At 69.5% G+C, this 23,334-nt stretch carries 17 protein-coding genes; 1 reads left to right on the top strand and 16 read right to left on the bottom strand.

The features are described 5' to 3' along the window. Positions 1-924 precede the first annotated feature (924 nt). From OG828_RS48275 to OG828_RS48210, 14 genes are all read right to left on the bottom strand, one after another. Complete coding sequence (locus OG828_RS48275) at positions 925-1,215, bottom strand: hypothetical protein (protein WP_328499767.1); 291 nt, start codon at positions 1,213-1,215, stop codon at positions 925-927. 292 nt (positions 1,216-1,507) lie between these two features. Continuing rightward, positions 1,508-2,101 carry a DoxX family protein gene (locus OG828_RS48270; RefSeq protein WP_328499768.1) on the bottom strand — a complete coding sequence of 198 codons (594 nt, stop codon included), beginning with the start codon at positions 2,099-2,101 and terminating at the stop codon, positions 1,508-1,510. A 172-nt stretch (positions 2,102-2,273) separates the two neighbouring features. Beyond that, positions 2,274-3,209 carry an aromatic prenyltransferase gene (locus OG828_RS48265; protein WP_328499769.1) on the bottom strand — a complete coding sequence of 312 codons (936 nt, stop codon included), beginning with the start codon at positions 3,207-3,209 and terminating at the stop codon, positions 2,274-2,276. A 564-nt stretch (positions 3,210-3,773) separates the two neighbouring features. Next, entirely contained in the window at positions 3,774-4,442 is a 669-nt protein-coding gene (locus OG828_RS48260) for a TetR/AcrR family transcriptional regulator (RefSeq protein ID WP_328349252.1), read from the bottom strand. Positions 4,443-4,453: 11 nt separating this feature from the next. Continuing rightward, entirely contained in the window at positions 4,454-5,998 is a 1,545-nt protein-coding gene (locus tag OG828_RS48255) for an MFS transporter (RefSeq protein ID WP_328436294.1), read from the bottom strand. Positions 5,999-6,298: 300 nt separating this feature from the next. Further along, positions 6,299-7,855: a vanadium-dependent haloperoxidase gene (locus OG828_RS48250; protein WP_328499770.1), complete on the bottom strand. Its 1,557-nt coding sequence runs from the start codon at positions 7,853-7,855 to the stop codon at positions 6,299-6,301. A gap of 867 nt (positions 7,856-8,722) precedes the next feature. After that, positions 8,723-9,646, bottom strand: coding sequence for an aromatic prenyltransferase (locus OG828_RS48245; RefSeq protein WP_328436296.1), 924 nt, complete (start codon positions 9,644-9,646; stop codon positions 8,723-8,725). Positions 9,647-10,113: 467 nt separating this feature from the next. Next, positions 10,114-11,385 (bottom strand): cytochrome P450, encoded by a 1,272-nt coding sequence (locus OG828_RS48240; protein ID WP_328499771.1) that lies wholly within the window; start codon positions 11,383-11,385, stop codon positions 10,114-10,116. A gap of 13 nt (positions 11,386-11,398) precedes the next feature. Next, positions 11,399-12,313: an aromatic prenyltransferase gene (locus OG828_RS48235; protein ID WP_328499772.1), complete on the bottom strand. Its 915-nt coding sequence runs from the start codon at positions 12,311-12,313 to the stop codon at positions 11,399-11,401. A gap of 38 nt (positions 12,314-12,351) precedes the next feature. Then, a complete protein-coding gene (locus tag OG828_RS48230) occupies positions 12,352-13,422 on the bottom strand; it encodes a polyprenyl synthetase family protein (RefSeq protein WP_328499773.1) in 1,071 nt (356 codons plus the stop codon). A 468-nt stretch (positions 13,423-13,890) separates the two neighbouring features. Next, positions 13,891-15,477 carry a class I adenylate-forming enzyme family protein gene (locus tag OG828_RS48225; protein ID WP_328436299.1) on the bottom strand — a complete coding sequence of 529 codons (1,587 nt, stop codon included), beginning with the start codon at positions 15,475-15,477 and terminating at the stop codon, positions 13,891-13,893. Positions 15,478-15,606: 129 nt separating this feature from the next. Then, positions 15,607-16,755, bottom strand: a complete 1,149-nt coding sequence (locus OG828_RS48220) for a DegT/DnrJ/EryC1/StrS family aminotransferase (protein WP_328349260.1) — start codon at positions 16,753-16,755, stop codon at positions 15,607-15,609. A 5-nt stretch (positions 16,756-16,760) separates the two neighbouring features. Further along, the gene (locus OG828_RS48215) at positions 16,761-17,327 is read right to left on the bottom strand and encodes a cupin domain-containing protein (RefSeq protein WP_328349261.1); all 567 of its coding nucleotides are present in this window, start codon (positions 17,325-17,327) and stop codon (positions 16,761-16,763) included. A 7-nt stretch (positions 17,328-17,334) separates the two neighbouring features. Further along, positions 17,335-18,402 (bottom strand): type III polyketide synthase, encoded by a 1,068-nt coding sequence (locus OG828_RS48210; protein WP_328349262.1) that lies wholly within the window; start codon positions 18,400-18,402, stop codon positions 17,335-17,337. Between the two features lie 561 nt (positions 18,403-18,963). On the opposite strand from OG828_RS48210, the gene OG828_RS48205 reads away from it, so the two are divergent. After that, positions 18,964-20,280 (top strand): multidrug effflux MFS transporter, encoded by a 1,317-nt coding sequence (locus OG828_RS48205; RefSeq protein WP_328436301.1) that lies wholly within the window; start codon positions 18,964-18,966, stop codon positions 20,278-20,280. A gap of 505 nt (positions 20,281-20,785) precedes the next feature. Here OG828_RS48205 and OG828_RS48200 read toward each other — a convergent pair. Next, the gene (locus tag OG828_RS48200; protein ID WP_328349264.1) at positions 20,786-21,142 is read right to left on the bottom strand and encodes a DUF3099 domain-containing protein; all 357 of its coding nucleotides are present in this window, start codon (positions 21,140-21,142) and stop codon (positions 20,786-20,788) included. Between the two features lie 144 nt (positions 21,143-21,286). Next, positions 21,287-23,044 (bottom strand): cytochrome bc1 complex cytochrome b subunit, encoded by a 1,758-nt coding sequence (qcrB, locus tag OG828_RS48195; RefSeq protein WP_328499774.1) that lies wholly within the window; start codon positions 23,042-23,044, stop codon positions 21,287-21,289. Between the last annotated feature and the right edge of the window lie 290 nt (positions 23,045-23,334).

The following is a 23,334-nucleotide window of genomic DNA, read 5'->3' as shown; positions in this document are numbered from 1 at the left end:
CTGTCAATACCAAACCGCACGCCCCGTATTTATCGCCCCAGAGGCCGGGAGCATCACCGGCCACCGGGCACCAACACCCCTTGCCTTCCAGCAGAGTTCAAGTCAGTCGGAAGACGTCCTGCACGGAACGAGACCGGGGGGCACCGGGGCTGCCGGGCAGGTACCGGCTTGCCGGGTCCGGGGCGGCACTGTCCACCCGTGCCCGCTCGCCTCGCCCGGCTTCACGGCCTCGCCCTCACGGGCCCCGCCGCCACGATGACGCCGCCCCCGGCGTCCTCGAGCACACGTCCAGCGATCACATCGGCCGGCCCTGCCGCCCCCTGGACCGGGCATCCGGCACGCCCAGGCCCCAGCCACGGCCCTCGACGCCTTGGCCCACCAGGCCAGCTGCTCCTCCCACCGTCCCCCCGGCGCGTCCGGCTGCGTGGAGGGTGACCACGGCGGCCGGGCAAGCCCTGGGCGAGGGAGGGATACGCCGGGGAAGCCGCCCAGCACAGCCAGGCCTCCCGGACCGCTTCCTGCGCCTCGCTCTCGCTGCCCGGTATCCGGTGGACGCTCGCGATCAGCGGCGGACGCAGTTCCCCGGACTCCCCGGCCCGGCTCACACCGGCTCTCCTCCCTTGACATCCCGGTGCATCCCGGTGCATCCCGGTGCCGCAACGAAGCCACGCAGTTCCCCGCCGGACTCCTCCAGTCCCGCCAGGTCACGGGGGCACCCGCATCGGCCGCTGCCCGGCGCACACAGCCGGACCACGGCAACCACCCCGACGGCCCGCACACGTCGACGCACCCCGGGGGATGAGGGCGGGCGGGTGCGGATGCGGACGCGGAGAGGACACCCGAAGGCTCCATCCCCGGCAGGGGTGAGCCACATGTCCCGTACGGGCCAGGGGACTTGTGGCCGCCGGGCAGTCGCGGTCCAGCTCACACCGCCGCACCGGGGCTTTGCACGTCCTGCTGTTCCTGCTGGGCGGCGTACACCGCGAGGAAGACGGCCAGCCCCCGCACCCCGCCACCGCCCGGCCCCCACCCGGTGACCGGGACACTGCGCCCCCACCCCGTCGACAGCGCGCCGTGCGTGCGCAGCGCGGCAGCGGCCAACTCGCCGGCCGGGCTGTGGCAGTGGCCTGGATCGGCGCAGGTCATGGCAAGGGCCTCGGCCCAGGCCGCGGAGGCCATCTCGGCGTTGCACACGGGCAGCTTCGGGTTCGGCACGGCGGGACTCCTCGGCTTCATCGCCCGGTCGGCTCCGGTGATTTCCTGGTGCGGCAGTGGTGCAGGCGGTGCCGTGTGCGGCAGTGCCGCCTCACACCGGGGAAGCGGTTAATCGGCGCTGACGAAGGGGACCGGCTGCGGACGGAAGGGATCAGCGCCGGTGTCTGACGCAAGGCCCTGCGTCTGCGGGCCTGCTCGTCGGGGACCGGGCGCCGGCGCGCCGGGACAACGGCGAAGGGGTGGTGGCCGTCCGCCGTGACGGTCTGGCCGGGTTCACGGCGATCAGGTACGGCTATTTCTCCACCTGCCCCACATCCAGCGGGCGGCGTGACTCGGCCCGGTGGACGGGCACCGGCTGAAGCTGCCGGCCGGCCGGCAACATGCCGGTGGCGCGGGGGGCGGCCACCCCCAGGAGCGGACTTTCCGGCCCAGACGCCTTGCCGATCCGTGACTTCGAGTGGCCGATAACCACAAGCGCAGCCGCGATGAGCACCAGGTTCTTCAGAATGTACTGCCCCTCAACCGTGCCGATGGCATACCCCTTCCAGGTATGTTCCGGGAAGATGAACAGCGGAGTGAATGTTCCCGCCATATGCCCGAGCAGCACCACGATCGTCGGCCTGAGCGCCTTCCCGCTTATGAGCAGTATCCCGATAATCGATTCCAGCCCGCCGGTCAGAAGGGAAGCGGCTCCTCCTTCGATGATTCCGAACGTCAGCCGCTCTACGGTCTCCTCGACCAGTGATTCCGCTGGACTCATTCCCGGGAAAAGCTTAGGAGCTCCGAACCAAAGGAAGATAACCCCTATGGAGATCCGCAATGCAGCGATCCCGAACGAGGCGCCAAACCTCTCGAGAGAGCATACAATAATTCCATAGATGCGCATAACACCAGGCCTCCTTTCGCATGTATTCTGATTGACGCCCCCTGGGCGTGATCTGAACTGTTCGGTCGAAGATGCTGGATTTCTTCTGGGGAGAATCTGCGCAACGTCTGCGCTGTGGCACGGCAGGACGCGCCACGCGCCCGCTGGGGCGTGGCGCGTCCTGCCGTGCGCCCTATCCGGTGGTGCCGGCGGGTGCCCCGGCGTCCGCTCCGGGGTCGGATGCGAGCAGGAAATGCTGTACGCCGGGCTGCCACTGGTAGTACGACTGCAGTTTGTGGTACTCGCCGTTCGGCGACGCCGTGATGGCGTAGACGAACTGACGGTCGGCGGTGCTGTACGGGGCCTTTTCCACGAACTGCTTGATTTCTGGTTCGATCTGAACGGGGAGTGTCATCGGATCCGTCGTCATGGCGGCGTACGTGATCCGTTCGATCTTCGGGGAATCCCAGCTCAGAGTGGTGTAGATTCCGAACCCCTGCCCGCCGAGCTGCAGCATCCGCTCGCTCGGATCCGGCATTCCGATCTCGCGGAGAATCGACCGCATCCCGTCCGGCTCGAAGCATTCAGCGGGTATCCTGCCGAAGTACAGATTCACCGATCGGTGCGAGTAGTCGATCCCGATCAAGGTGACGATGTCGGCCAGGCCGTGCCTCGTGAAGAAGTCGAGGTTCTCGGACAGGCTGCGCGGCATCGACGGGAGGCCGGCAAGCTCGGACAGCGACTGAACGCCACCCGTAGGGAAGAAGGACCACGTCTTCTTGAATCCGCCGACGACACCGAAGTCAATACCGCAGCTGCCGATGGGGAAGTTCCGGTGGATTTCTCCCAGGAGAGATCCTACGGGGTGGCCCGTCTCCGCGATGAGACCGTTCGACAGGGCGACCGCATACGGGTCGAGCTCCTTGGGGAGCATCGTGAAGCGGCACTCGAAATCTCCTGCATTGCGTGCGCCGGTCGCTACCCTGAAAGCAATCACGGACTGCGCGAGCATATCCCCGTACGCGGTCATGATGGGCCAGACCTTGTCGCTCGAGCAGGTTACGTTCGCCAATCGAGCTGATTCCTCGATGACCGAGTAAAGGTCTGCCAACTCGGCGGATTCCGACATTCGTCCTCCACTATCGATCCGACGCCTGTTTTTGAATGGTGTTCTCTCGGGCCGGGGCCGATTCCTGCGGGCACCCGAGCCGTGCCGACGGCGCCCCCGGCCTGAGGCCGGGGGGCGCGGATTGAGGCCTGCGCGGGCGCAGCCGGTATCCGGGGCCTTCGCCGGTGTCCTGGTCCGCTGCGGCTGGACCCGATTTGGGCCGGGTACGGCGCACCGGGTTACGGGAAGGGTTTTTCACCAGTTCCTGCTCATGGCACGGCCGGGCGGGACAGTGCCACATGCCGCGGCTCCCGGGCGGTCTGGGCGAAAACGCCACCGCACGAGGATGTTGAACAAGGAAGAGAATCTGTGCCATACGCGGCACGGCTTCGGTCTCGCCGGTACAAGCCGGCGGCTACGGGCTCAATCCATGCCGCACAGAATTTGGGCAGGGAGAACTTGCTGAAATAGTGACATGGGTGACGCCTCCATGCCAAGAGCCCTCAAAGTGACCTGGGTCACTCGTCAAGCTCAAGCAGGGAGGCGCCTGAGAGCGACTCCGCCGGACCACGGCGGTTCGGCACGTCACAGCGTCATGCCGCGCTCCAGCACTGCCAGTGCCCGTTCGACGGTCTCCAGCAGGTCTCCCTCCTGGCCCCGGTTGACCCAGTCCAGCATCACTTGGGCGAGTGCGCCGACCATCGCGCCGACCACGACCCTGAGCTCCAGGTCGTCCTCCGACCGCCCGGTCCGCTCCGCCAGCGCCCGGCAAAGACGCTCGACGTTGTGGTCCATGCCCTCGTGCATCTGCGCCCGCAGCGCCGGAACCTGGCCGATGAGCTGCAGCCGCCGCAGCAGCAGCTCATCGGTGAGTTCCTGGGACAGCATGCGCATCGAGCCGACGATCGCCTCCCGCAGGGAGACCAGGGGCGGCTCCGCCGCCGGGCGCTCACGAAGGGTCTGGTCCAGCACCAGGGCGTCGGCCATGAGGACGATGTCCTCCTTGGTGGCGAAGTACCGGAAGACGGTACTCGGGGAGACCTCCGCGCCCTCCGCGATCTGCTCGACGGTGGTGCTGTCGTAGCCCTGCTCCGCGATGAGCCGGTAGGCCGACTCGCGGATGGCCTGGCGCGTGCGCACCTTCTTGCGTTCGCGCAGGCCGAGGCCGGCCTCGTCGGCTGCGGCTCCCCGCCCCTGGCCGGGGGCGGGATTCTTCGGGGACCGGGCGGCGCGGCGAGTTGCTGGGGAGGACATGGGCGCCATTGTCATCCACTGCTGTCCGCGGGGGCCAACTCCGCGGCGTCCGGCATCTCGTCCTCCTTCTTCTGCTGCGGCTGCTTGTGTTCCGGGAGCCGGGCCGCGACGAGCACGGCGATCAGCAGCGCTGCGATGCCGCAGATGAGCAGCACCGTGTTCATCCCGGAGACGTAGGCCTCGTTCGCCGACTCCGTCAGCTGGGGCAGGCTCAGCTGGTCGGCGACACCGTGCGCGGCGACCACCGACTCTTCGGCCCGGTCGGCGGCCGCCGCGGGCAGCCCGTCGGTGTCGATCCCGTCGATGAACCTGGTGCTCAGCACGCTGCCGAGGACCGCGACACCGATGGCACCGCCGACCTGGCGCAGGGTGGAGAGCAGCCCGGTGCCGCTGCCCGCACGGTCCTGGGGCAGCGCGCCGATCGCGCCGTCCATGGCCGGCACCATCGCGAAGCCGAAGCCGAAGCCGGTGATGGTGAGCCACAGGGCGGTGTAGCCGTAGCCGTCGGAGACGTCGGTGCGGCTGCCGAGCAGCATGGCGACGGCGAACAGCACCATGCCCAGGGTGATCAAGGGCCGGGAGCCGAACCGCTCCATCAGCTTCGGCGCCTGCTTCCCGACCACGATCAGCCCGATCATCAGCGGGGCGATCCGCAGCCCGGTGCCGAACGGGTCGTTGCCCATCACCGCCTGCAGGTACTGCGGCGTCACGAACAGCAGGCCGGTGACCACGAGGGTGGCCAGGACGGCCACGAGCGTGTTCCAGCCGAAGGCGCGGTCGCCCAGCAGACGAAGGTCGAGCATCGGGCGCTCGGCCCGGCGCTCGCGCAGCACCAGCCCGACGAGGAGCACCACGGAGCCGACCAGCGTCGCCACGACCAGCGCGTCACCCCAGCCCCGGGAGGGTGCCTCGATGACGCCGAACACCAGCGCGCCGAGGCCGAGGACACCCAGCGCCGTGCTGAACACGTCGACGCGCGGGGCCGACGGATCCCGGGTGTCGGGGATCAGCATGCAGACCGCGATACCGATGGCGACCAGCGGGATGTTGAGCACGAAGATCGAGCCCCACCAGAAGTTGTCGAGCAGCCAGCCGCCCAGCAGCGGACCGAGCGGCATGCCGATCGACGCCCCCGCCGTGACCGCGCCGATCGCCTTCGTCCGCTCCGCGCCCTCAAAGAGCGAGGGAATGACGGCGAGCGACAGCGGCATGATCAGCGCACCGCCGGCGCCCATCACCGTACGGGCAGCGATGACCATGGCCGAGCTGTCGGCGAACACGCCCATGCAACTGCCGATCATGAAGATCACCAGTCCGGTGACCAGCAGCTTGCGCCGGCCGAAACGGTCGCCTAACAGGCCCGCGGGAAGCATGCAGGCGGCAAAGACCACCGCGTACGAATCCACGATCCACTGCAGTTCACCCGTGCTCGCCCCGAGGTCCGCCGCCATCGTCGGCAGCGCGACGTTCATGATCGTCAGATCGAACCCCAGGACGAGCACGCTGACGACGATGCCGACGAGGGCCCACCGCTTCGCCTTCTGCGAATCCACCATCACCCCTCCAGAGAGAGTGTCTATCTTTAGGGAGTCGCCTACTTTTAGATAGGCGGCACTCTTTCGGTAGTGACTGTCACAATAGCGGCTGCGGCACCCGGGCGCCACCCTTCGTCACCTCTTCGCGGCCAAGGTCCGAGGGCTCCGGCACGCTGTGTGCAACGCGGCTGGCGGCAGCCGGTACGGGGTGCGGTGCTCGAAGGGCGTGCCTCGCGGAGCGTCGCCGGCCGCACGCCGGTCCCCAAGCACGCGACGGGGCGGCGGGCCGTATACCGGCACCCGCCGCCCCGACAAGGAGCCTCAGTGCTTGACGTCGCCCTTGATCTGCTTCTGCACGAACTCGTAGGCCAGATCGCCGAACTGCTCGCCGAAGACGACGGACCTCTCGATCGTCTTCTTGAAGTGCACGCCGCCCCACACCCGGCTGATGGCACAGTCCTTGACGAAATCGGTCCAGGTGGACCAGTACAGCTCCACGTCCTTGGCCGGGGAGATCCCCCGCTCCACCTCCGTCGAGCCGGCGGGAGCGACATGCCTCCAGTCCAGGACGTCGTCGTCGAAGAAGCGCCGTGTCGCCTGCGCCTCGGCGGAGCAGAGCGTCGTGGAGCCGGACGGGTACTCGGGGTGGTCCCCCACGTTCAGGTAGGGCATCCACTCGCTGCCGGGCATGTTGCGGACCGTTCCCACACCGGGTCCGCCCCAGGCGGTCAGCTTGCTGCGGCCGTACACGTGCCGGACCGCGCTGGACGGCCGCACGACGTCGTACTTGTTCTTCTGGTACCACGCGGCGATCAGCGCGTCGTAGATCGCCGTCGAGTTCGTCGCGAACAGGTGGACCCAGCCGTCCAGGTCCAGCTCGTGCGCGCTGGCCGCCGCCTTCCCCGACTGGCCGATGCCCAGCAGCTTGTTGTCGAAGAACTCCGCCTTCACCTTCTGCTCGTCGGTGAGATTGGCCTGCGCCTCCACGACCTCGTCCACCGAGCGCTTGTAGGCGCGCATGTTGGTGTGGTCGATGTGGTTGGGCGGGGCGAGCCGGTACTTGCCCGGGTCCTGGTAGGAGTGGGGCTTGACCAGTCTCATCTGCGGGGTGACGAACTGCTGGACGATGAACACGCCCTTGTCGCCCGCGCCCTCGCGCAGGTTGCGGCGGCGGTGGGGCCCGCTCTGCGGCTGCCAGCGGGAGGGGTGGACCAGCTTGTAGGCAGAGTTCACGGGCGCGTAGCCGGTGTAGTCCTCGTAGGGCCGGCCGTGGTACTCGCGGCCCTCGTCGCCGAGCATGTTCATGCCGTCGCGCTGGAAGTGCGCGACGACGGCCTTGCCGGCGAGGTTGCCGATGCCGACCGGGCTGGTCTTGTCCTGCGACTCGTCGCCGGGGTTCAGGCCGACCGCCTCGAACAGGGTCTGGAACTCCGGAAGCCGGTCCGGGATCAGGCCCTTGACCACCTGGTAGGTGGCGTGCAGGCCGGCGATGTTCTTGTTCCTGTTGGTGGCGGCCTCGCCGGCAGGACGGCGGCCGAGCCGGGAGTAGAAACCCACCGCGGTCGGGTGGTACGGCGCCACCGCGTCGAACCACCCGACCGACGTCGCATGGGTGAACCGCATCAGCAGGGTCACGTCCATGGGGGCGACGAGTTCCTCGAAGGTGTTCCGGTCGGACCTGGCGATCAGGTCCCGGATGAAGTTGCCGGACTCGAGGTCGAAGTCGATGGGCGCCGCTGCCGAGGCGGCGGACGCGCCGGCGGCTGCCGTTGCGGTGGAACCCACGGTGGCCAGCGCCGCGACCGAGGCACCACCGATCAGCAGCGACCTGCGCTGCGGCGAGAAGCCTGAGACGGAAGAACGTCCGGACGTCGTCATGCGTTGTGTCCTTGTCTTCAAGAAGGGGCGGTCTGCACGTCCAAGGCGACGCCGCTGAGGCAGGACATGCCTTGGAGATCGAGCCGGGTCCTTGCTGCCCCGGGCACCGGTCACCGCGTCGAGACACGCGGCCTCGAAGCGGTGGTCGGCGCTGTGGCCGCTCGTGCGCCACACACGTTGATCAGGCCCGCTGCACACGGGCCCCGGACCGGCTAGCTCCCCGCGGCGTACTGATCCACGGCGTCATGCCCGCGTCCCGTACCGGCCGGGAATTGGAAACCCCCGGCCGGGCCGCTCACTCCCGCACCCCCCGCAGGACAACGCGACGCACGCGGCGAACGACCTGCACACGGCACAACAGACGCCACGGAGACGACGCTCCCCCTGCCGTCCAAGGTGCCCAGTGCCCCGACGTCCACGCGAACTCCCCTGCCCTGTATCCGAGTTGGCCCGGTCATTCCGCGGCACATCAGCGGATGCCAGTCCGGCGGCGACAACACTAAAAACAGCGCAAGCGGTCTGTCAATACAAAACCGCGCGCCCCGTATTTCTCCGCCGTGGAAACCAGGCACAACACCAGGCCACCGGCCCCCCACACCCCGCGCTCCCAGCAATATTCGAGCGTTCCCGGAGCCGTCCTCCACAGATCCCGGGACCGGGCGAGAGGCAGTAATGCCGTCGCGCAGGGGTCAATAAACAGGGCCTCGGTCGGTTTTAATTCGGGCCCGCCCGCCATCCGCCCCGGGCCGTGCCGGCAGGTCCGGGGGCGGCCGCGCCGCCGGATCCCGGTCCGCCCCAACGGTCCGGGACCCCGAGAAGGTCCGGGGTGCCGCCCCGGACTCAGACACTCATCGGCCGGCGAGCCCTCTAGAACTCCTGCTTGTGGATCGCCGACAGAACCTTCCGGTGCAGTGGCGAGAGCTGGTAGTACGACGCGACATCAAGGCATTCTCCATCGGGCGTCCATTTGACACCCAGGAGGTTCACCCGACCGCCCGGGTAGGTATACGGGGCGTTCTTTGCGAACTTCTGGATTCCCGGCTCGACGTGCACGGGAAGTGTCGACGGGTCCACGCCGCGGGCCGGCGGCGGGGCGAAGCAGAACCGCACGATCCTCGAAGAATCCCAGCCGAGGGTCACATTGACCCTGAACGCACCCCGAGCGAACTCCAGCATCCGTTCGTCCGGATCCGGCAGGCCGGTTTCACGAAGCATCGACAGGATGTTCTGCGGTCCGCGGCATTCATCCGAGAGCCGGGTGAAGTACAGATTGATGGTGTTGCGCCGGTAGTCGAACGCGATCATCGCCACGTCATTCAGTCCATGACGGGCGAAGAAACCGAGATTGCCGGCCACGGCGGGCGGCATGGACGGGATGTCGGCAAGTTTTGACACCGCCTGCAGGTCATGAGGAAAGTGCGCATAGATCTTCTTGAAGCCGCCGGCGACTCCACAGTCGATCATGAACTCGTTGACAGGGCACCGCTGCTGGACTTCCGAGAGCAGGGCCCCCACGGGATGGCCGGTCTCCGCGACAAAGCCCTTCGCCAGAGCGAGGGCGTACGGATCGCCGACCTCTGCAGGCACGTTGATGGTGTAGTCGAGCTCCCCTGCGTGGCGCTCGCCGGTCTGCACGGTGAGCGCCACCCCGGCCTGCGCCAGTGCCTCCCCGTCAGGAAAGTACGCGGTCAGGATCGGCACGACCTTCTCCCGTGAGCAGGCGGCCCCCACCAGCCGGGCTGATTCCTCGATGGCCGAGTACACCTCGTCGACCACGGTGACTGCAGACATTCGTCCTCCAAGTGTCGATCCAACGCTCTGCTGCTGAACTCAGCCGGCACAGGGCCTTCGCACGTGCCGTGTGACCGCGGGTTCCGGCGGGGCCCGGCAGGGGTGAGGCCGCGTCGCCGGTCATCGACGACGGGTGGGTGAACGGTCCGCGCCGGCTGATGCGTCGGGGCCGGCCGGCGGCCCACCGCAGACGCCGCCGGACGCGGTGTCCGCCGGCGATGCCCCAGCGCTGGTCCGGGGGCGCTCATTGGGCTGCCGCACGGCGGTCTCGGGTCGGGCCAGGCGTGCGGAAACAGTGACACGGTGGCCATCTCGCGCCAAGGGCACCGGAGGTGCGGCCCCTTCACGCGCGAGGGAACGTCGAGCCCGCCTCCAGCGGCAATCCGCCCGGCTCCTGCCGGGCGGCATACCCCGCGCTGCGGCCGAGGCGAAAGCCGTGGGCGGTCCCTTTTCGGTGTCCTGGAGAACTACCGCGGCTGAGGGACCATGAGAAGCCGGCGGGGATGAAGCGTGGTCTCCGCCGCTTTACGGATCCGGCTGCCGGCCTCGACGGTCAGCTGCCATTCCTGCACCACCGCACCCAGGAGGATTTCAAGTTCTTTCCAGGCGAACGATTCCCCGATGCACCCTTTCGCACCCGTCCCGAAAGGGATGTACGAGGCTTCGTCCGCGGCCGGCCGCGTCGAGAGCCACCGGTCGGGATCGAACCGGTGCGGGTCCGGGTAACGGACGGGATCTCTGTGCAGCAGATACGAACTGAACAGCACGTGGGTGCCCTCGGGGAATGAACGCTCACCCAGCCTGACCGCCGTAAGGGCCCGCCGGCAGGTGATCCACACCGGCGGGTAGAGCCGCAGCACCTCCATCAGGAACCGGAGGGTGTAACTGGCCGGCCCCCGCCCATGAGCCGGTGCGACGCCTCCGCCTCCCGCCTGCGCCATGTCCTTGAGGACCTTCTCCTCGATCAGGGGTTCCTCGGACATCACATACAGCGCCCAGGACATCACCGATGCCGTGGTGACCGTGGCCGCCGTCAGCAGCATGACCGCCTCGGCGCAGACCTGCTCCGCGGTCAGCGGGGGGGTGCCGTCCTTTGCGGAGTCCGACACAAGTGCCGACAGATAGTCCGTCCCGGAGCCCGGCGAGCGCAGCGGGCCGGCTATGCAGGAGGCGAGCAGTGCGCGGACGTCCTCCCGTGCCCGCCCAAGCCGCTCGGACGACCTCTGCCGCTGTGCCCGCGCGGCCGCCTTTCCATGGAGCGGCCTCCTGATCATTTCCCAGGACAGCGCGGCAAGACGCTCACCGAGAACCGCCGACCTGTCCGGCGGCAGGCCGTGGAGAAGAGTGCTCAGGGCGATTCCGGCGGAAACCCGGCACATCTCGGCCTGGATGTTCACGGCCTGCCCGGGACGCCACGAGGTCACCGCGGCACGGGCGATCTCCCGCATGACCGGGGCGTAGTCGGCGACCGCCGCGGTCCGCAGGTGCGGATGGGCCAGTCGCCGGTAGTGCCGGTGGACGGACTCGTCCTGCGCGAGGAGCCCCGCCCTGCTGAGGTTCCTGGCCTTCTGGAAGAGTTCGCCCTTTCCGTAGTTCTTGCTGTCCTTGACCAGGATGCGGTGGACCAGGGCCGGGTCCGTGACGAACTCCGCGCGGGCGCCGTCCACCGTCACCGTGCGGATCGAGTGGCCCCGCAGGAGATGCTCCAGCCGGCTGAAGTGAAAGACTGCCGATTCCATGTGACGGCCCGGGCTACGCGGCGTCTGCGGCAGGGTCGGCCGACGGCATCAGATCCAGTCGGCTGCGCGGCTGGAACCGGTAGTACGACTGGAGTTTGTAGTACTCCTCGCCGGACTTCGTCATGGCCGCGTAGACCATCTTGGGGTGGTCCACGCCGTACGGGACGCTCTTCACGAATCGTTCGATCTTCGGGCCGAGCCGGGCGGGCAGCGACAGCGGATCCTGGGTCTTCACGCTGAAGGCGATCCGCTCGATCTTTGAAGTGTCCCAGTTCAGCGTGGCATAGAACCCGAATGCCTTCTCGCAGAACGTGAGCATCTGTTCGCTCGGATCCGGGATTCCTATGTCCCGGTGCATCGACAGGAGGGCCTGCGGTTCGCGGAGTTCGCCCGGGAACTCGGTGAAGTACAGATTGACTGTCCTGCTGTGGTAGTCGATCCCTATCACGTCGACCCTGTCGTCCAGGCCGCGGTCGGCGAAGAAGCCGGCATTGTCGGCCAGGCTGCGGGGCATCGACGGAATGCCGCAGAGCTTCGGAAGGCTCTGATACTCGCTCTCCGGGAAGTACACCCAGATTTTCCTGAATCCGCCCACGACCCCGAAGTCGACGCCGTAGAGGTCGACAGGGCATCGCTGCTCGATGTCCGAGACCAGCAGCTCCACGGGATGCCCGGTCTCGGTGATCAGGCCGCACGACCGGGCGCGGACATACGGATCGACGTGCGTGGGCACCGTGAAACGGCAGTCGAACTCTCCTTCATGGCGCTTGTCGGTCGCCACCCGGAAAGCAATCAGAGCCTGCGGGAGTACATCCTCGTACGCGGTCAGGACGGGCCAGATCTTGTCACGCGAGCACGTCACGCCGAGGAGCCCGGCCGATTCTTCGACGTCCGCATAGAGATCTGCCAGTTGCGCGGTTCCCGACATTCTTCCTCCAAGCGTCGATCTCGGCGTCTGGTGCAGGCTCAGGTGTTCCGGTAGGCGCCGCGCACGGCCATGTCTGTCAGTTCGTGGCGCCACACCGGGGCGACGGGCGCGTCGGCGAGGGCCGCGCAGCCCCGCTCGACGAGGCCGGCGATGTGCTTCTCGACGTGCTCGGGAACACCGGTGTCCAGCAGGCGGCGGCGCACCTCGTCGGGGCTGTGTCCCCCTTGCGTGATCAGACAGCGGATGCGCTCGTCGCGCTGCATGGCCCACCCCAGCAGCAGCGTCATCTTGTGCCGGCGGAAGTCGAGGCCGGCGGGCTTGCCGGTCTGCGCGGCGTCCCCGAAGGCGTCCAGCAGGTCGTCACGGAGCTGGAATGCTTCGCCCACCGCCTCGCCGTACGCGGCGAAGGCGGCAGCGAGGTCGGGCCGGCCCGCCGCGCTCGCCCCCATGACCAGCGGCCGGTGAATGGTGTAACGGCCGGTCTTGATCAGGGCGATCAGCCGGGAGAGCCGGGGATCGACCGAGAACTCGGCGGCCGCGGCGATGTCCAGGTACTGGCCGATGGTCACGTCGGAGCGCAGCCGGTGCCACTGCGCGAGCAGTGCCGGCGGCGCCTGGGACACCAGCTCGTCCGAGTAGACGAGCGCGAGGTCGCCGACGAGGATGGCCACGCCCTCGCCGAACCGGCGTGACTCGCCCTGCCAGCCCCGGCTCTGGTGCCGCTGGGAGAAGACCGTGTGCACGGTCGGCTTTCCGCGCCGCCGGCCGGAGTCGTCCAGGACGTCGTCGTGGACGAGGGCGGAGACGTGCAGCATCTCCAGGCCCGCGGCCGCCGCCACGATCCCGGGATCGCCCGGATCACCGCCGGCGGCGAGATGGCCGGTGATGCAGAAGGCGGGCCTGATCCGCTTGCCGCCCGCGGCGACCAGATCGGACAGCGCGTCGACCGCGACCACCGCCCGTTCATCCACCTCGGCGTAGCGGGCGCGCTCGGCGGAGAGAAACGAGCTCAGCCGCTGCTCCACCCGCTGCAGCAGGTCATCGGTGATGCTGCGCACGCAGGCAGCCGGCTCCTGACCGGTGCCGGGCCAGGAGGTCACCTCGGTCACTGAATATCTCCTTGGGCAGGAGGAATGAGCACGTGAGGCGGAGTGCGGAGTGCGGCGCATGAGTGAGCCCGGCCGGGCAGGACGTGCCGGCCGGGCAGGCCCCGGGCTCTGCACCGCGGCCCGGCTCACGCCGGCTTCAGCGGGGTGAGCAACGATCGGCAGCGAGCCGGCAGTGGCGCACCGGCCGGCCGGCTGCGCCGTGTCCGCGACGCCGCCGCGGCCGGCCGGGTCGGCGCACGGGTCGCGCGGGTGCGCACCCGCGCGGGTCCGGTTCCGTGCCCTTTGCACACCGTCGTTGCACCGGGCCCTCCCTCCCCCATGGCAGCGGCAGCCGGGCCGGATGGCCGGCCTGGGAACACCGCTCAGCAGCACGCCGGCGGTCCCGAGGCCGGCCCGGCAGCAGAATCCGGCGGCGTCCTTGGGTGTCCGCCTACGCCGCCTCGGACCGGCAGGTGGCTGCGTGGCGGGTCACGCCCGCCGCTCCCGCTCCTGTTCGAGCCGGCGGGCCAGGGCGAGCCGCTGCACCTTCAAGGTGGCGGTCCGCGGCAGTTCGGCCTGCGGGATCTGGACGGGGTCGGCCAGCTGGGGGAAACCGGCGACGGCCGCGCGCCAGCGGCCCCGGTCCAGCGGCTGGTCGTCGACGGTGCAGATCACCGGGACCGCCTCGCCGCCCGGGCCCTGCACCACGACCAGCTCGCTCAGTTCGCTCAGCTCGCCCAGCACCACGTCCTCGATCTCCAGGGAGCTGCGCACCCCGGGGATCATGTCGACCTCCCGGTCGAGCATGTGCAGACAGCCGAACCGGGTGCGGTAGCCGACGTCGCCGGTGCGCCACCACTGGCCGTTGCGGTTGGCGTCGTAGCGGTCCTGCTCGGCGAAGTAGGTCTTGGCGATGCCGTCCCAGGCGACCTCGATGAAGCCGGGGCTCTGCTCGGACGGCGCCCTGCCGTCCCGGCTCACCACGCGGATCCTCGCGGCGCCGTGCGGCATGGCCCAGCCGACGCAGCGCCCGTTGGCCTTGTGGGCGGAGTGGCGGAAGTAGGCGCGGCCGACGGCCGGACCGACCTCGCTCTGCCCGTAGATCTGGAAGAACAGCGCCCCGCGCCGGTCGGAGGCCTTCAGCAGCCGGCTCATCGTCCCGGGGTGGATCGCGTCGAAGGTGCTGCTGAAGACCTTCACCGACCCGAACGGCGCTCGCGGGTCCTCGGCCAGCCCCTCCCACTCCATCAGCGAGTTGGGCAGCGCCTCGATGAAGGCCGGCCGGTGCTCGATGAGCTGCTCGGCGACGTCGGCGGGGTCCGACTCCCGCATGAGCAGGACCGGGTACTGCTTGAGCAGGGCCAGGGACATCGCCGCGACCATCCGCGAGTGCACGAAGGGCACGTGGATCGCGACGGTCTCCTTCTTCCGCATCAGGGACAGCAGCCGCCACTGCGGTACCAGGCGGATGCCCTGGGTGCGGGGCGTGTGCACCACGAGCTTGGGAATCCCGGTGGTGCCGGAGGTGTGGGTGATCACGGCGGCCTCGTCGATCGGCCGGACCACCGGCCTGACCCGCGGCGCCCCGGCGAGCTCGGCGAGCGGCAGGGCCCCCGGCCGGTGGCCGCTGGAGGAGATCACCCGCTGGGTGATCTCCTCCAGCGGCACCTCGGCGAGGACGTCGAGCTTGGCCGCGTCGGTGAGCAGGGTCGGCCGGCCGACCCGCTCGAGCAGGACGGCGACGGTCGCGGCGTCCAGGGCCGGCGACAGGTTCACCACGACCGCGCCGATGCGGGACACCGCGGCGGCGAGCATCCAGTGGTCGGCATTGGCCCTCTTGTAGAGCACGACGCGCTCGTCGGGCCGGACACCGGCCGCCCACAGGCGGCCCGCCAGGTCGTCCACGTGCTCGGCGTACTGAGCCACCGTCAGGCGCCGCCCCGCCTCGGGCAGGACGTCCAGGTCGTGGTCCAGGCTGATCGGTGTCGAGGGGTTCACGGCCGCGGCCATCTCCGGCAGCAGGCCGATGTGCAGACCGCGCTTCTGTATCGATTTGTAGGCTGTGGAGCCCTTCATGGGGACTGTCTCCTTCGGGGGCACGTCGCGAGGTCAACGGCGCACGGTGCTCGATGCGGGGCAAGGGGGGCGTACGGACGGCTCGTCAAAACTGCCTGGAACAACGGCCCGCCCCTGTGCCGCAGGGGCCTAGGCGGCGCGGCCGACGGGCCGTGCGTGGGTGCGCACCGCGGTACGCAGCACCTCCACGACCCGTTCGACCTGGTCCATGGTCAGCTCGGCGTGCATGGGTATGCCGAGATTGCGCCGGAAGAGATCCGCCGAGACCGGGCACACCTGCTGGGCCCCGAACGCGGGCTGCAGGTGGCTGGCCCAGGTGCCGTGCAGGCAGCCGATTCCCTGGGCCCGCAGGTCGGTGGCGACCGCCGCGCGGTCCACGCCCGGATCCAGCGTCACCAGGTAGGACTGCCAGGCGTGGGTACGGTCCGCCGGTACGTGCGGCACCGTCAGGAGTTCCTCGCCGGCGAAGAGTTCGGCGTAGCGCGCGGCGACGGCGCGCCGGCGCTCCAGCAGTTCCTCGATCCGGCCGAGCTGCACCTCAAGGATCGCCGCGGCGATGTCGGACAGCTTGAAGTTGTAGCCGATCTCGGTGAACTGAGGGATCGGCAGGCCGATGACCTGCGCCTGGTCGTAGATGCTGCCGATGCCGAAGGAGGAGAGCTGCCGCGTGTGCGCCCCGATGGCCGGGTCGGTGGCGATCAGGGCGCCGCCCTCCCCGCTGGTGGCTCCCTTGCGTCCGTGGAAGGACAGGCAGGCCACCTCGGCCAGCGCGCCCGCCTCACGCCCCTGGTAGGTGGCGCCCACCGCGCAGGCGGCGTCCTCGACGAGGAACAGCCCGTGGCGGTCGGCGATCGCCTGCAGCTGCGTGTAGTCCGCGGGCAGTCCCACCGTGTCGACGGCGATGATGCCCACCGTGCGCGCCGAGACCAGATCCGCGACCGCCTCGGGGTCCACGGTGCCGGTGTCGGCGCGTACGTCGGCGAAGACCGGCGTGGCGCCCACGTACCGCACCGCATGGGCGGGTGCCGGGAACGTGTAGTCGGCGACGATCACTTCGTCGCCCGGCTTGACGCCGAACGCGAGCATCGCCAGGTGCAGTGCGGCGCCGCAGTTGCTGACCGCGACCGCGTCACCGGCACCGTAACGTTCCTTCAGCCGGGCCTCGAGAGCCTTGCCCTTGGGGCCCTGGCCGGCCGGCCAGCCGGAGGCGAACACCTCGGCGACGGCGGCCAGTTCCTGCTCCCCCAGGCTTGCGTGCACCAGGGAAATCTTGTCCATGTCGCTCATCTCCGTTGCGCTCCGCGCTCCGTTGCCGACGGGGAATCGAGAAGAGGGGGCGGGTCGAAGCGCAGCGGCGTGATCTGACTGACGTCATAGCGCCGGCGCATCTCCTCGATGGCCTCTGCGTCCGGCGGCCCGCCGGCCGACCAGATCTCGGCGATCTCGTCGAAGTAGAGCTCGTGAATGGGTGAGGGGAAGCACTGGAACAGCATGCGCGCCGGCTGGTCCGAGGCGTTCCTGAACGCGTGCGGCGTTCCCGGGGGAACGAACATGCTGGCCCCCTCGGTGGCCCGGACGACCCGGTCCCCCTCGGGCGACTCCCACTCGTGCCAGCTCTCCTGCGTGCGCGTGATGGGCTCGAAGGCCAGCAGTTGCAGCTCCCCCTCAAGGACGTAGAAGAACTCCTGCGCATCGCTGTGGACATGGGCCCCGACATCGAACCCGGGCGGCACCACCACCTCGAAGATCGATATGGAGGAGCCGTGCGCCTCGGTGGCCTTGAAGGTCACTTCCTGCGCCTTGGTGATCAGCTTTCGCCCCTGACCGGGCGGGAGAATGAGACCAGTCATACAGGGCTCAGTCCAATTCGCCCGGTGCGTCGACGCTCCAGCGGCCCAGCGCCATCTCGGCGGTGATGCCGGGACCGAAACCCGCGATCAGACCGGTGGCGTCGGGGGCCGGGGGGTCCTCTTCGAACAGCCTGCGTGCCGCGTCGAACACGACCGCGCTGGCGATGTTGCCGTATTCGGTCAGGGTCGACCAGCTGTGACGGAACACCGTGCGGTCGACCTCGAGGAACTTGGCGAGGTCGTCCAGGATCCGCGGGCCGCCGGCGTGGACGATGTAGAAGTCGAGGTTGCCGGCGTCCCAGCTGTGGTCCTTGGCGAACTCCCGCAGCACCGGGGCCAGCGGCTCCATCGTGCCGGGCACCCGCCGGTCCAGCTGGAAGTGGAAGCCGGTGTCGCGCACCGCGTAGGAGATCCAGTCCTCGGTGTTGGGAATGAGGTAGGAGGCGTTGCGCTCCAGTTCGATGCCGACGCCGCCGCTGCCGCGCACCACGGCGGCCGCGACCGCGTCGCCGAACAGCCCGTCGGACAGCAGCGAGCCGATGTCGTCGGCGTCGGGCTGGTAGCACAGCGAGCACAGCTCGCAACTGACGATCAGGACGTTGCTTCCCGGGTGGGCCGCGCAGAAGTCGTGGGCGCGGTTGACCGCCGCGCCGCCTGCCGCGCACCCCAGCTGGGCGATGGGTATCTGCCGGGTGTCGTAGCGCAGTCCCATCCTGTTGATCAGCCATGCGGTCAGCGACGGCATCAGGAACCCGGTGCACGACACGTAGATGATGGCGTCGATGTCACGGGCCGCCACATCGGCGTTCTCAAGGGCCTGTTCGATGACCGGGGGGCACCACTTCTTGGATTCGGCCTCGTAGATGCGGTTGCGTTCGGTCAGCCCCGGGTGGCGCAGTGTCTGCTCGATGGGCTGCACGATATGCCGCTTCAGCACCCCCGTGTTCCGGATCAGCCGGAGCGCCAGAGGAAGCTGCGGCTTTCCTGCATGAGCTTGTTGGGCGAACTCCAGCGTCTCTTCCATCGTGATGACGTGTTCCGGCGCGCTCACCGCGGGCTTGCATAGCCTTGGCATATCTGGGGTCTCATTTCTCGAGAGTCTGCCTTCTGTGCGTGCAGAATCCGCGCACAGCTTCCGAAGCGGTTCTCGTCAGGTCGTTACGGCGGAGGCGGGTGCGGGGCGGCCGCGGGCAGGCCGCACCGCACAGAACGTGCCGACCACCGCGATCACTTGGGCAACAGGCGCGGCACAGGGCATGCCGGATCAGCGCCGGCGGCGCTTGCGCACTGAGGCAAAGCCGCAGGGCGCAAAGCGCCACGGCGCGTTGAGGATGTGATGCGAGAGGGAACCTGTGCCGCCACCTGGCACGGACGTCGGTCTCACCCGTACGAAACGGTGACTACGATGCTCAATCCACTGCCCCAGAACAGTTTTTGGGCAGGGAGGGCGTGCTGGAATAGTGACACGGGCGCACTCTCCGCGCCAAGACCGCCCCAAAGTGACGTGGGTCACGCCGAGTTGGGCTCAAGTGGCGCACAAGTCGATTTCTCCTGCGCCACCGGTGCCCTGCCGGTTCTGTAGCGCCCGGTTGAGAGCATCGCCGTTAGCCATGCAACGACTGGACGCGGAGGGCGCATGTCTCAGCAAGCCGAGGAAGCCGCCGCCGGACGTAAGCGATCCCCCGGGGCGCCGTCCCCGGCGACGGGACGCGATACGGCCGGCGGGGGCCCGGCGCTGCGCCGGACCGGTCTCCTCGTCACGTTCATCCTCGGCGCCCTCGCCGCGGTGCCGCCGATGTCGATGGACATGTACCTCCCGGCCCTCCCGGAGGTCACCCGCACCCTGGGCTCGACCGCCACGACCGTCCAGCTGACCCTCACCGCGTGCCTGGCCGGCATGGCGCTCGGGCAGCTGGTGGTCGGCCCGATGAGCGACAGGTGGGGACGGCGCAGGCCTTTGCTGGCCGGACTGCTCGTCTATATCGTCGCCGCCACGATGTGCGCCTTCGCGCCCACCGCCGAGGTGCTCATCGCCTTCAGGCTGCTGCAGGGCCTGGCGGGGGCGGCCGGGATCGTCATCGCCCGGGCCGTCGTACGCGACCTCTACGACGGCCTGGCCATGGCCCGGTTCTTCTCCACGCTGCTGCTGATATCCAGCATCGCCCCGATCGTCGCGCCCGTCATCGGCGGACAGGTCCTGCACGTCACCAACTGGCGCGGCATCTTCCTCGTCCTCGCCGTGATCGGCATCGCGCTCACCCTGCTCGTCTGGCGCCGGCTGCCGGAGACCCTGCCCGCGGAGCGGCGGCAGAGCGGCGGGGTACGCGCGGCCCTGTGGATCATGCACGGGCTGTGCGCCGACCGGATCTTCACCGGGTACCTGCTGACCAACGGCTTCGCCTACGGAGCGCTGTTCTCCTACATCGCCGCCTCACCGTTCGTGATCCAGGACATCTACGGGGCGTCCCCGCAGACCTTCTCGCTGCTCTTCGGCCTCAACTCGCTCGGCCTGATGATCGTCGGCCAGATCAACGGCAAGATCCTCGTCGGCCGGGTCCGCCTGGACAAGACGCTCGGGTGCGGACTGGCGCTGCTCACCCTCGCCGGGGCGGCGCTGCTGCTGGTGACGCAGGGCGCCTTCGGCACCGCGGGGGCGGTGCCGATCGCCGCCTGCCTCTTCGTCATGATCTCCTCGCTGGGCCTGATCCTGCCCAACACCAACGCGCTCGCGCTGATGCGCACCCCGCACGCCGCGGGGTCCGCCTCCGCGCTGGTCGGCACGTCGTGCTTCCTCATGGGAGCGATCGCCTCCTCACTCGTGGGGATCGCGGGCAAGCAGACGGCGGTGCCGATGGCCTTGGTCCAACTGGGCAGCGCACTGGCCGCGTTGGTCTGCTTCCTGGCGGTGTGCCGCCCCTGGCAGAACCGGGCCGCGGTGAAGGCACCGCACTGACCGCCGCTGCGCGGGCGTGACCTTGACCGCCTGCCGGAGCACGGGTGCTCCGGCAGGCGGCCTTGTGACGGGACCGGGCACGGTGACCGCGGATGCCGCACGGCCCGGCGCCCTGTCGTGTCCGCCGGCCGCGGCCCCGGCGACGCAGGGCGGCAGTGCGGGACGGCGGGTGCGCCTGGACGACGGCGTCGCCGAGGCCGGCGGGCGTTGGCTGCGCTGGGCGGGGTGCAGCTGTGCGTGGGGTGGCTGCCCCGGGGGTGGGTCGCGCAGCCCGGCGCTGACGGGGTGCCGCCTGCGCCCACCCGTGCCGCCCCAGGCGGCACGCATGCCCGCAGCTTGGGCGGGACGGTGCGGCCGGCCCCGCACGGGGCGCCGCGGTGGCAGCCGGGTGCGGTGGAGGGTCGCACGGCACCGGATCCGCCGCCGCAAGCCCTAGGCACCACCCCCGACGCCCCAGCCCCCGGCCCCTTCCGGCGCCCCGGCGCGCGCCCACGCGTGTGCCCGGTCAGCCCGCCGTGTTGCGTTCCGGTGGCAGGATCAGGGTGGGTTCCAGGACGACGCGGGTGGCGGGCTCGTCGCCGGCCGGCGTCAGCGCGGGCCTCACGCCGCGCTGCTGGCGCCACCCGGCCTGGGCGGCCACCACGGCGACGTAGGGGATGACGACCCCGCCGACGAGGGCGCAGACGCCGACGGCGGGCCAGCGGTTCCAGGTGAGGGCCATCAGGACCACACAGGCGGTGCGCACCAGCATCGCCACGATGTAGCGGCGCTGGCGCACGCGCAGATCCTGCGTCAGGCCGGTGCGTGCCCGGGTGATGGATGCGGCGCGGGGTCCGTCCCGGCGCCATGGGGTGGGGCTCATCGGGCCTCCGTGGATGCTGGGGCATGGGCCGCCGGGACGAGGGCAACCGGCGGGGCCGGCGGTGAAACGACGGCGGCGCGGGTGACCGTCCCCTGATCACCCGCGCCGCCGTATCCGGCCCGGTCCTGTGCGTCGCAGACCGGGTCAGTGCGGTTCCTGGTCCGGCTCCCGCTCCTCGCCGGCGGCCTGCCTGCCGGTGTCCAGGGGCCCGCCTGCCGACGGGCCGTGTCCGTTGGACGAGCCGTGTCCGTTGGACGGGCCATGTCCGCCCGGCGAGTGGCCGGAGTGTTCCAGGGCGTGCCGCATGTCCTGCGGTGTCGGCTGCGGGATCTGGTTGCCGTACAGCCAGCGGCTGAGCCGGTGGCGCAGCATCTCCTTGCGGGCCTGCGGGTTGGGCACGCCGCCGTTCTCCGGTGCGGGGGCCGGCACTGTCTCGCGCACCTCCTTGGACAGCAGGGTGTAGGCCTGGGGGCGGTCGAGGGGCGCGTGGACCTCGACGAACTCGCCGTGCGGCAGCCTTCTGATCTTTCCGGTCTCGCGGCCGTGCAGGAGCTTGTCGCGGTCGCGGCGTTGCAGGCCGAGGCAGATCCGCCGGGTGAGGACGTAGGTCAGTGCCGGGACGACGAAGAATCCGATCCGCACCGCCCAGGTGATCTGGTTCAGGGACAGATGGAAGCGTTCGGCCAGGACGTCGTTGGCGCCGCCGAAGAACAGCACCAGGTAGAGGGCGACGAAGGCGCAGCCGAACGCGGTGCGGGTGGGGTGGTCGCGGGGGCGGTCCAGGAGGTGGTGTTCGCGTCTGTCGCCGGTGACCCAGGCTTCCAGGAACGGCCACAGGGCGATCACCGCCATCATGACGGTGGGCAGGATGACGGCCGGCAGCAGGACGCCCATGTTGACGGTGTAGCCGCCCGGGACGACGAACTCCCAGGCGGGCATGGCCCGCAGGGCGCCCTCGAGGAAGCCCATGTACCAGTCGGGCTGGGAGCCCTGGGAGATCTGGTCGGCGCGGTAGGGGCCGTAGGTCCACACGGGGTTGATCTGGGCGATGCCGGCCATCAGCGCGAGCACGCCGAACACGAGGAAGAAGAACCCGCCGGCCTTGCCCGCGTACACCGGCATCAGGGGCTGGCCGACGACGTTCTTCTCGGTGCGGCCCGGTCCCCGGAACTGGGTGTGCTTGTGGTAGAAGACGTAGATCAGGTGGACGGTGACCAGGGCGACGATGATGCCCGGGATCAGCAGGATGTGGAAGCTGTAGAACCGGGGAATGATGTCGTGTCCCGGGTATTCGCCGCCGAACAGGAACAGCGTCAGATAGGTCCCGACCACCGGGATGGCGAGCGTGACGCCTTCGGCGATGCGCAGACCGGTGCCCGAGAGCAGGTCGTCGGGGAGCGAGTACCCGACGAAGCCCTCCAGGGTGACCAGCACGAGCAGCGTGAAGCCGATCAGCCAGTTGGCCTCGCGCGGCCTGCGGAACGATCCGGTCAGGAAGTGCCGCAGCGTGTGGATGCACAGCGCACCGATCATGACCAGCGCCGACCAGTGGTGCAGCTGGCGGATGAACAGGCCGCCGCGCACGTCGAAGCTGATGCGCAGGGTGGAGGCGTAGGCCTGGGACATCGGGATGCCGTGCAGCGCTTCGTGTGACCCGTGGTAGACGGTCTCGGTCATGCTCGGGTCGAAGAACATGGTGAGCCAGGTACCGGTGAGAAGCAGGACGATGAAGCTGTAGAGCGCTATCTCGCCGAACATGAACGACCAGTGGTCGGGAAAGACCTTGCGGATCAGGAACCGGAAGTTGTAGATCCCGAGCCGCGAGTCCGTCCAGTCGGCGATGCGCTCGCCCGCCGGCGGTGTGGTGCGCCCCGTGTGCGGCGCCCTTTCGGTCGTGCTCATACCCGCGCGCCCTCCCCCCGCCGCTCGGCCGTCACAGGCACACCCCGTCCGGCCGGTGAACGGCCGGGGGCGGGGGCGGCCTGCGCGGCGTCAGCGGGCCCGTGCCCTGGAGCGGGTGAAACGCTATCCACGGGCGACCGGGCCGAACAACCGCGCTCAAGTCATACTCAAGTGGCAACTCAAGTGATTCTTGAGCGAGTTGTGGGACGTGCGAGGACGAGTCGGCCTTCCCGGTAGGCAACAGGCCCGGTTTTTCAGCCCGTTGGGTGGTGGGCGATCGCTCGTGGCCG

Source organism: Streptomyces sp. NBC_00457 (genome assembly GCF_036014015.1).
Lineage (GTDB): Bacteria > Actinomycetota > Actinomycetes > Streptomycetales > Streptomycetaceae > Streptomyces.
The sequence above is the reverse complement of the archived record's forward strand: the minus strand, read 5'-3'. Positions and strand labels throughout refer to the sequence as shown.

Coding starts and splice junctions, on each gene's coding strand:
- OG828_RS48270 (WP_328499768.1), bottom strand. CDS start 2,101: ATGCGCATCTATGGAATTATTGTATGCTCTCTCGAGAGGTTTGGCGCC.
- OG828_RS48265 (WP_328499769.1), bottom strand. CDS start 3,209: ATGTCGGAATCCGCCGAGTTGGCAGACCTTTACTCGGTCATCGAGGAA.
- OG828_RS48260 (WP_328349252.1), bottom strand. CDS start 4,442: ATGTCCTCCCCAGCAACTCGCCGCGCCGCCCGGTCCCCGAAGAATCCC.
- OG828_RS48255 (WP_328436294.1), bottom strand. CDS start 5,998: ATGGTGGATTCGCAGAAGGCGAAGCGGTGGGCCCTCGTCGGCATCGTC.
- OG828_RS48250 (WP_328499770.1), bottom strand. CDS start 7,855: ATGACGACGTCCGGACGTTCTTCCGTCTCAGGCTTCTCGCCGCAGCGC.
- OG828_RS48245 (WP_328436296.1), bottom strand. CDS start 9,646: ATGTCTGCAGTCACCGTGGTCGACGAGGTGTACTCGGCCATCGAGGAA.
- OG828_RS48240 (WP_328499771.1), bottom strand. CDS start 11,385: ATGGAATCGGCAGTCTTTCACTTCAGCCGGCTGGAGCATCTCCTGCGG.
- OG828_RS48235 (WP_328499772.1), bottom strand. CDS start 12,313: ATGTCGGGAACCGCGCAACTGGCAGATCTCTATGCGGACGTCGAAGAA.
- OG828_RS48225 (WP_328436299.1), bottom strand. CDS start 15,477: ATGAAGGGCTCCACAGCCTACAAATCGATACAGAAGCGCGGTCTGCAC.
- OG828_RS48220 (WP_328349260.1), bottom strand. CDS start 16,755: ATGGACAAGATTTCCCTGGTGCACGCAAGCCTGGGGGAGCAGGAACTG.
- OG828_RS48215 (WP_328349261.1), bottom strand. CDS start 17,327: ATGACTGGTCTCATTCTCCCGCCCGGTCAGGGGCGAAAGCTGATCACC.
- OG828_RS48210 (WP_328349262.1), bottom strand. CDS start 18,402: ATGCCAAGGCTATGCAAGCCCGCGGTGAGCGCGCCGGAACACGTCATC.
- OG828_RS48205 (WP_328436301.1), top strand. CDS start 18,964: ATGTCTCAGCAAGCCGAGGAAGCCGCCGCCGGACGTAAGCGATCCCCC.
- OG828_RS48200 (WP_328349264.1), bottom strand. CDS start 21,142: ATGAGCCCCACCCCATGGCGCCGGGACGGACCCCGCGCCGCATCCATC.
- qcrB (WP_328499774.1), bottom strand. CDS start 23,044: ATGAGCACGACCGAAAGGGCGCCGCACACGGGGCGCACCACACCGCCG.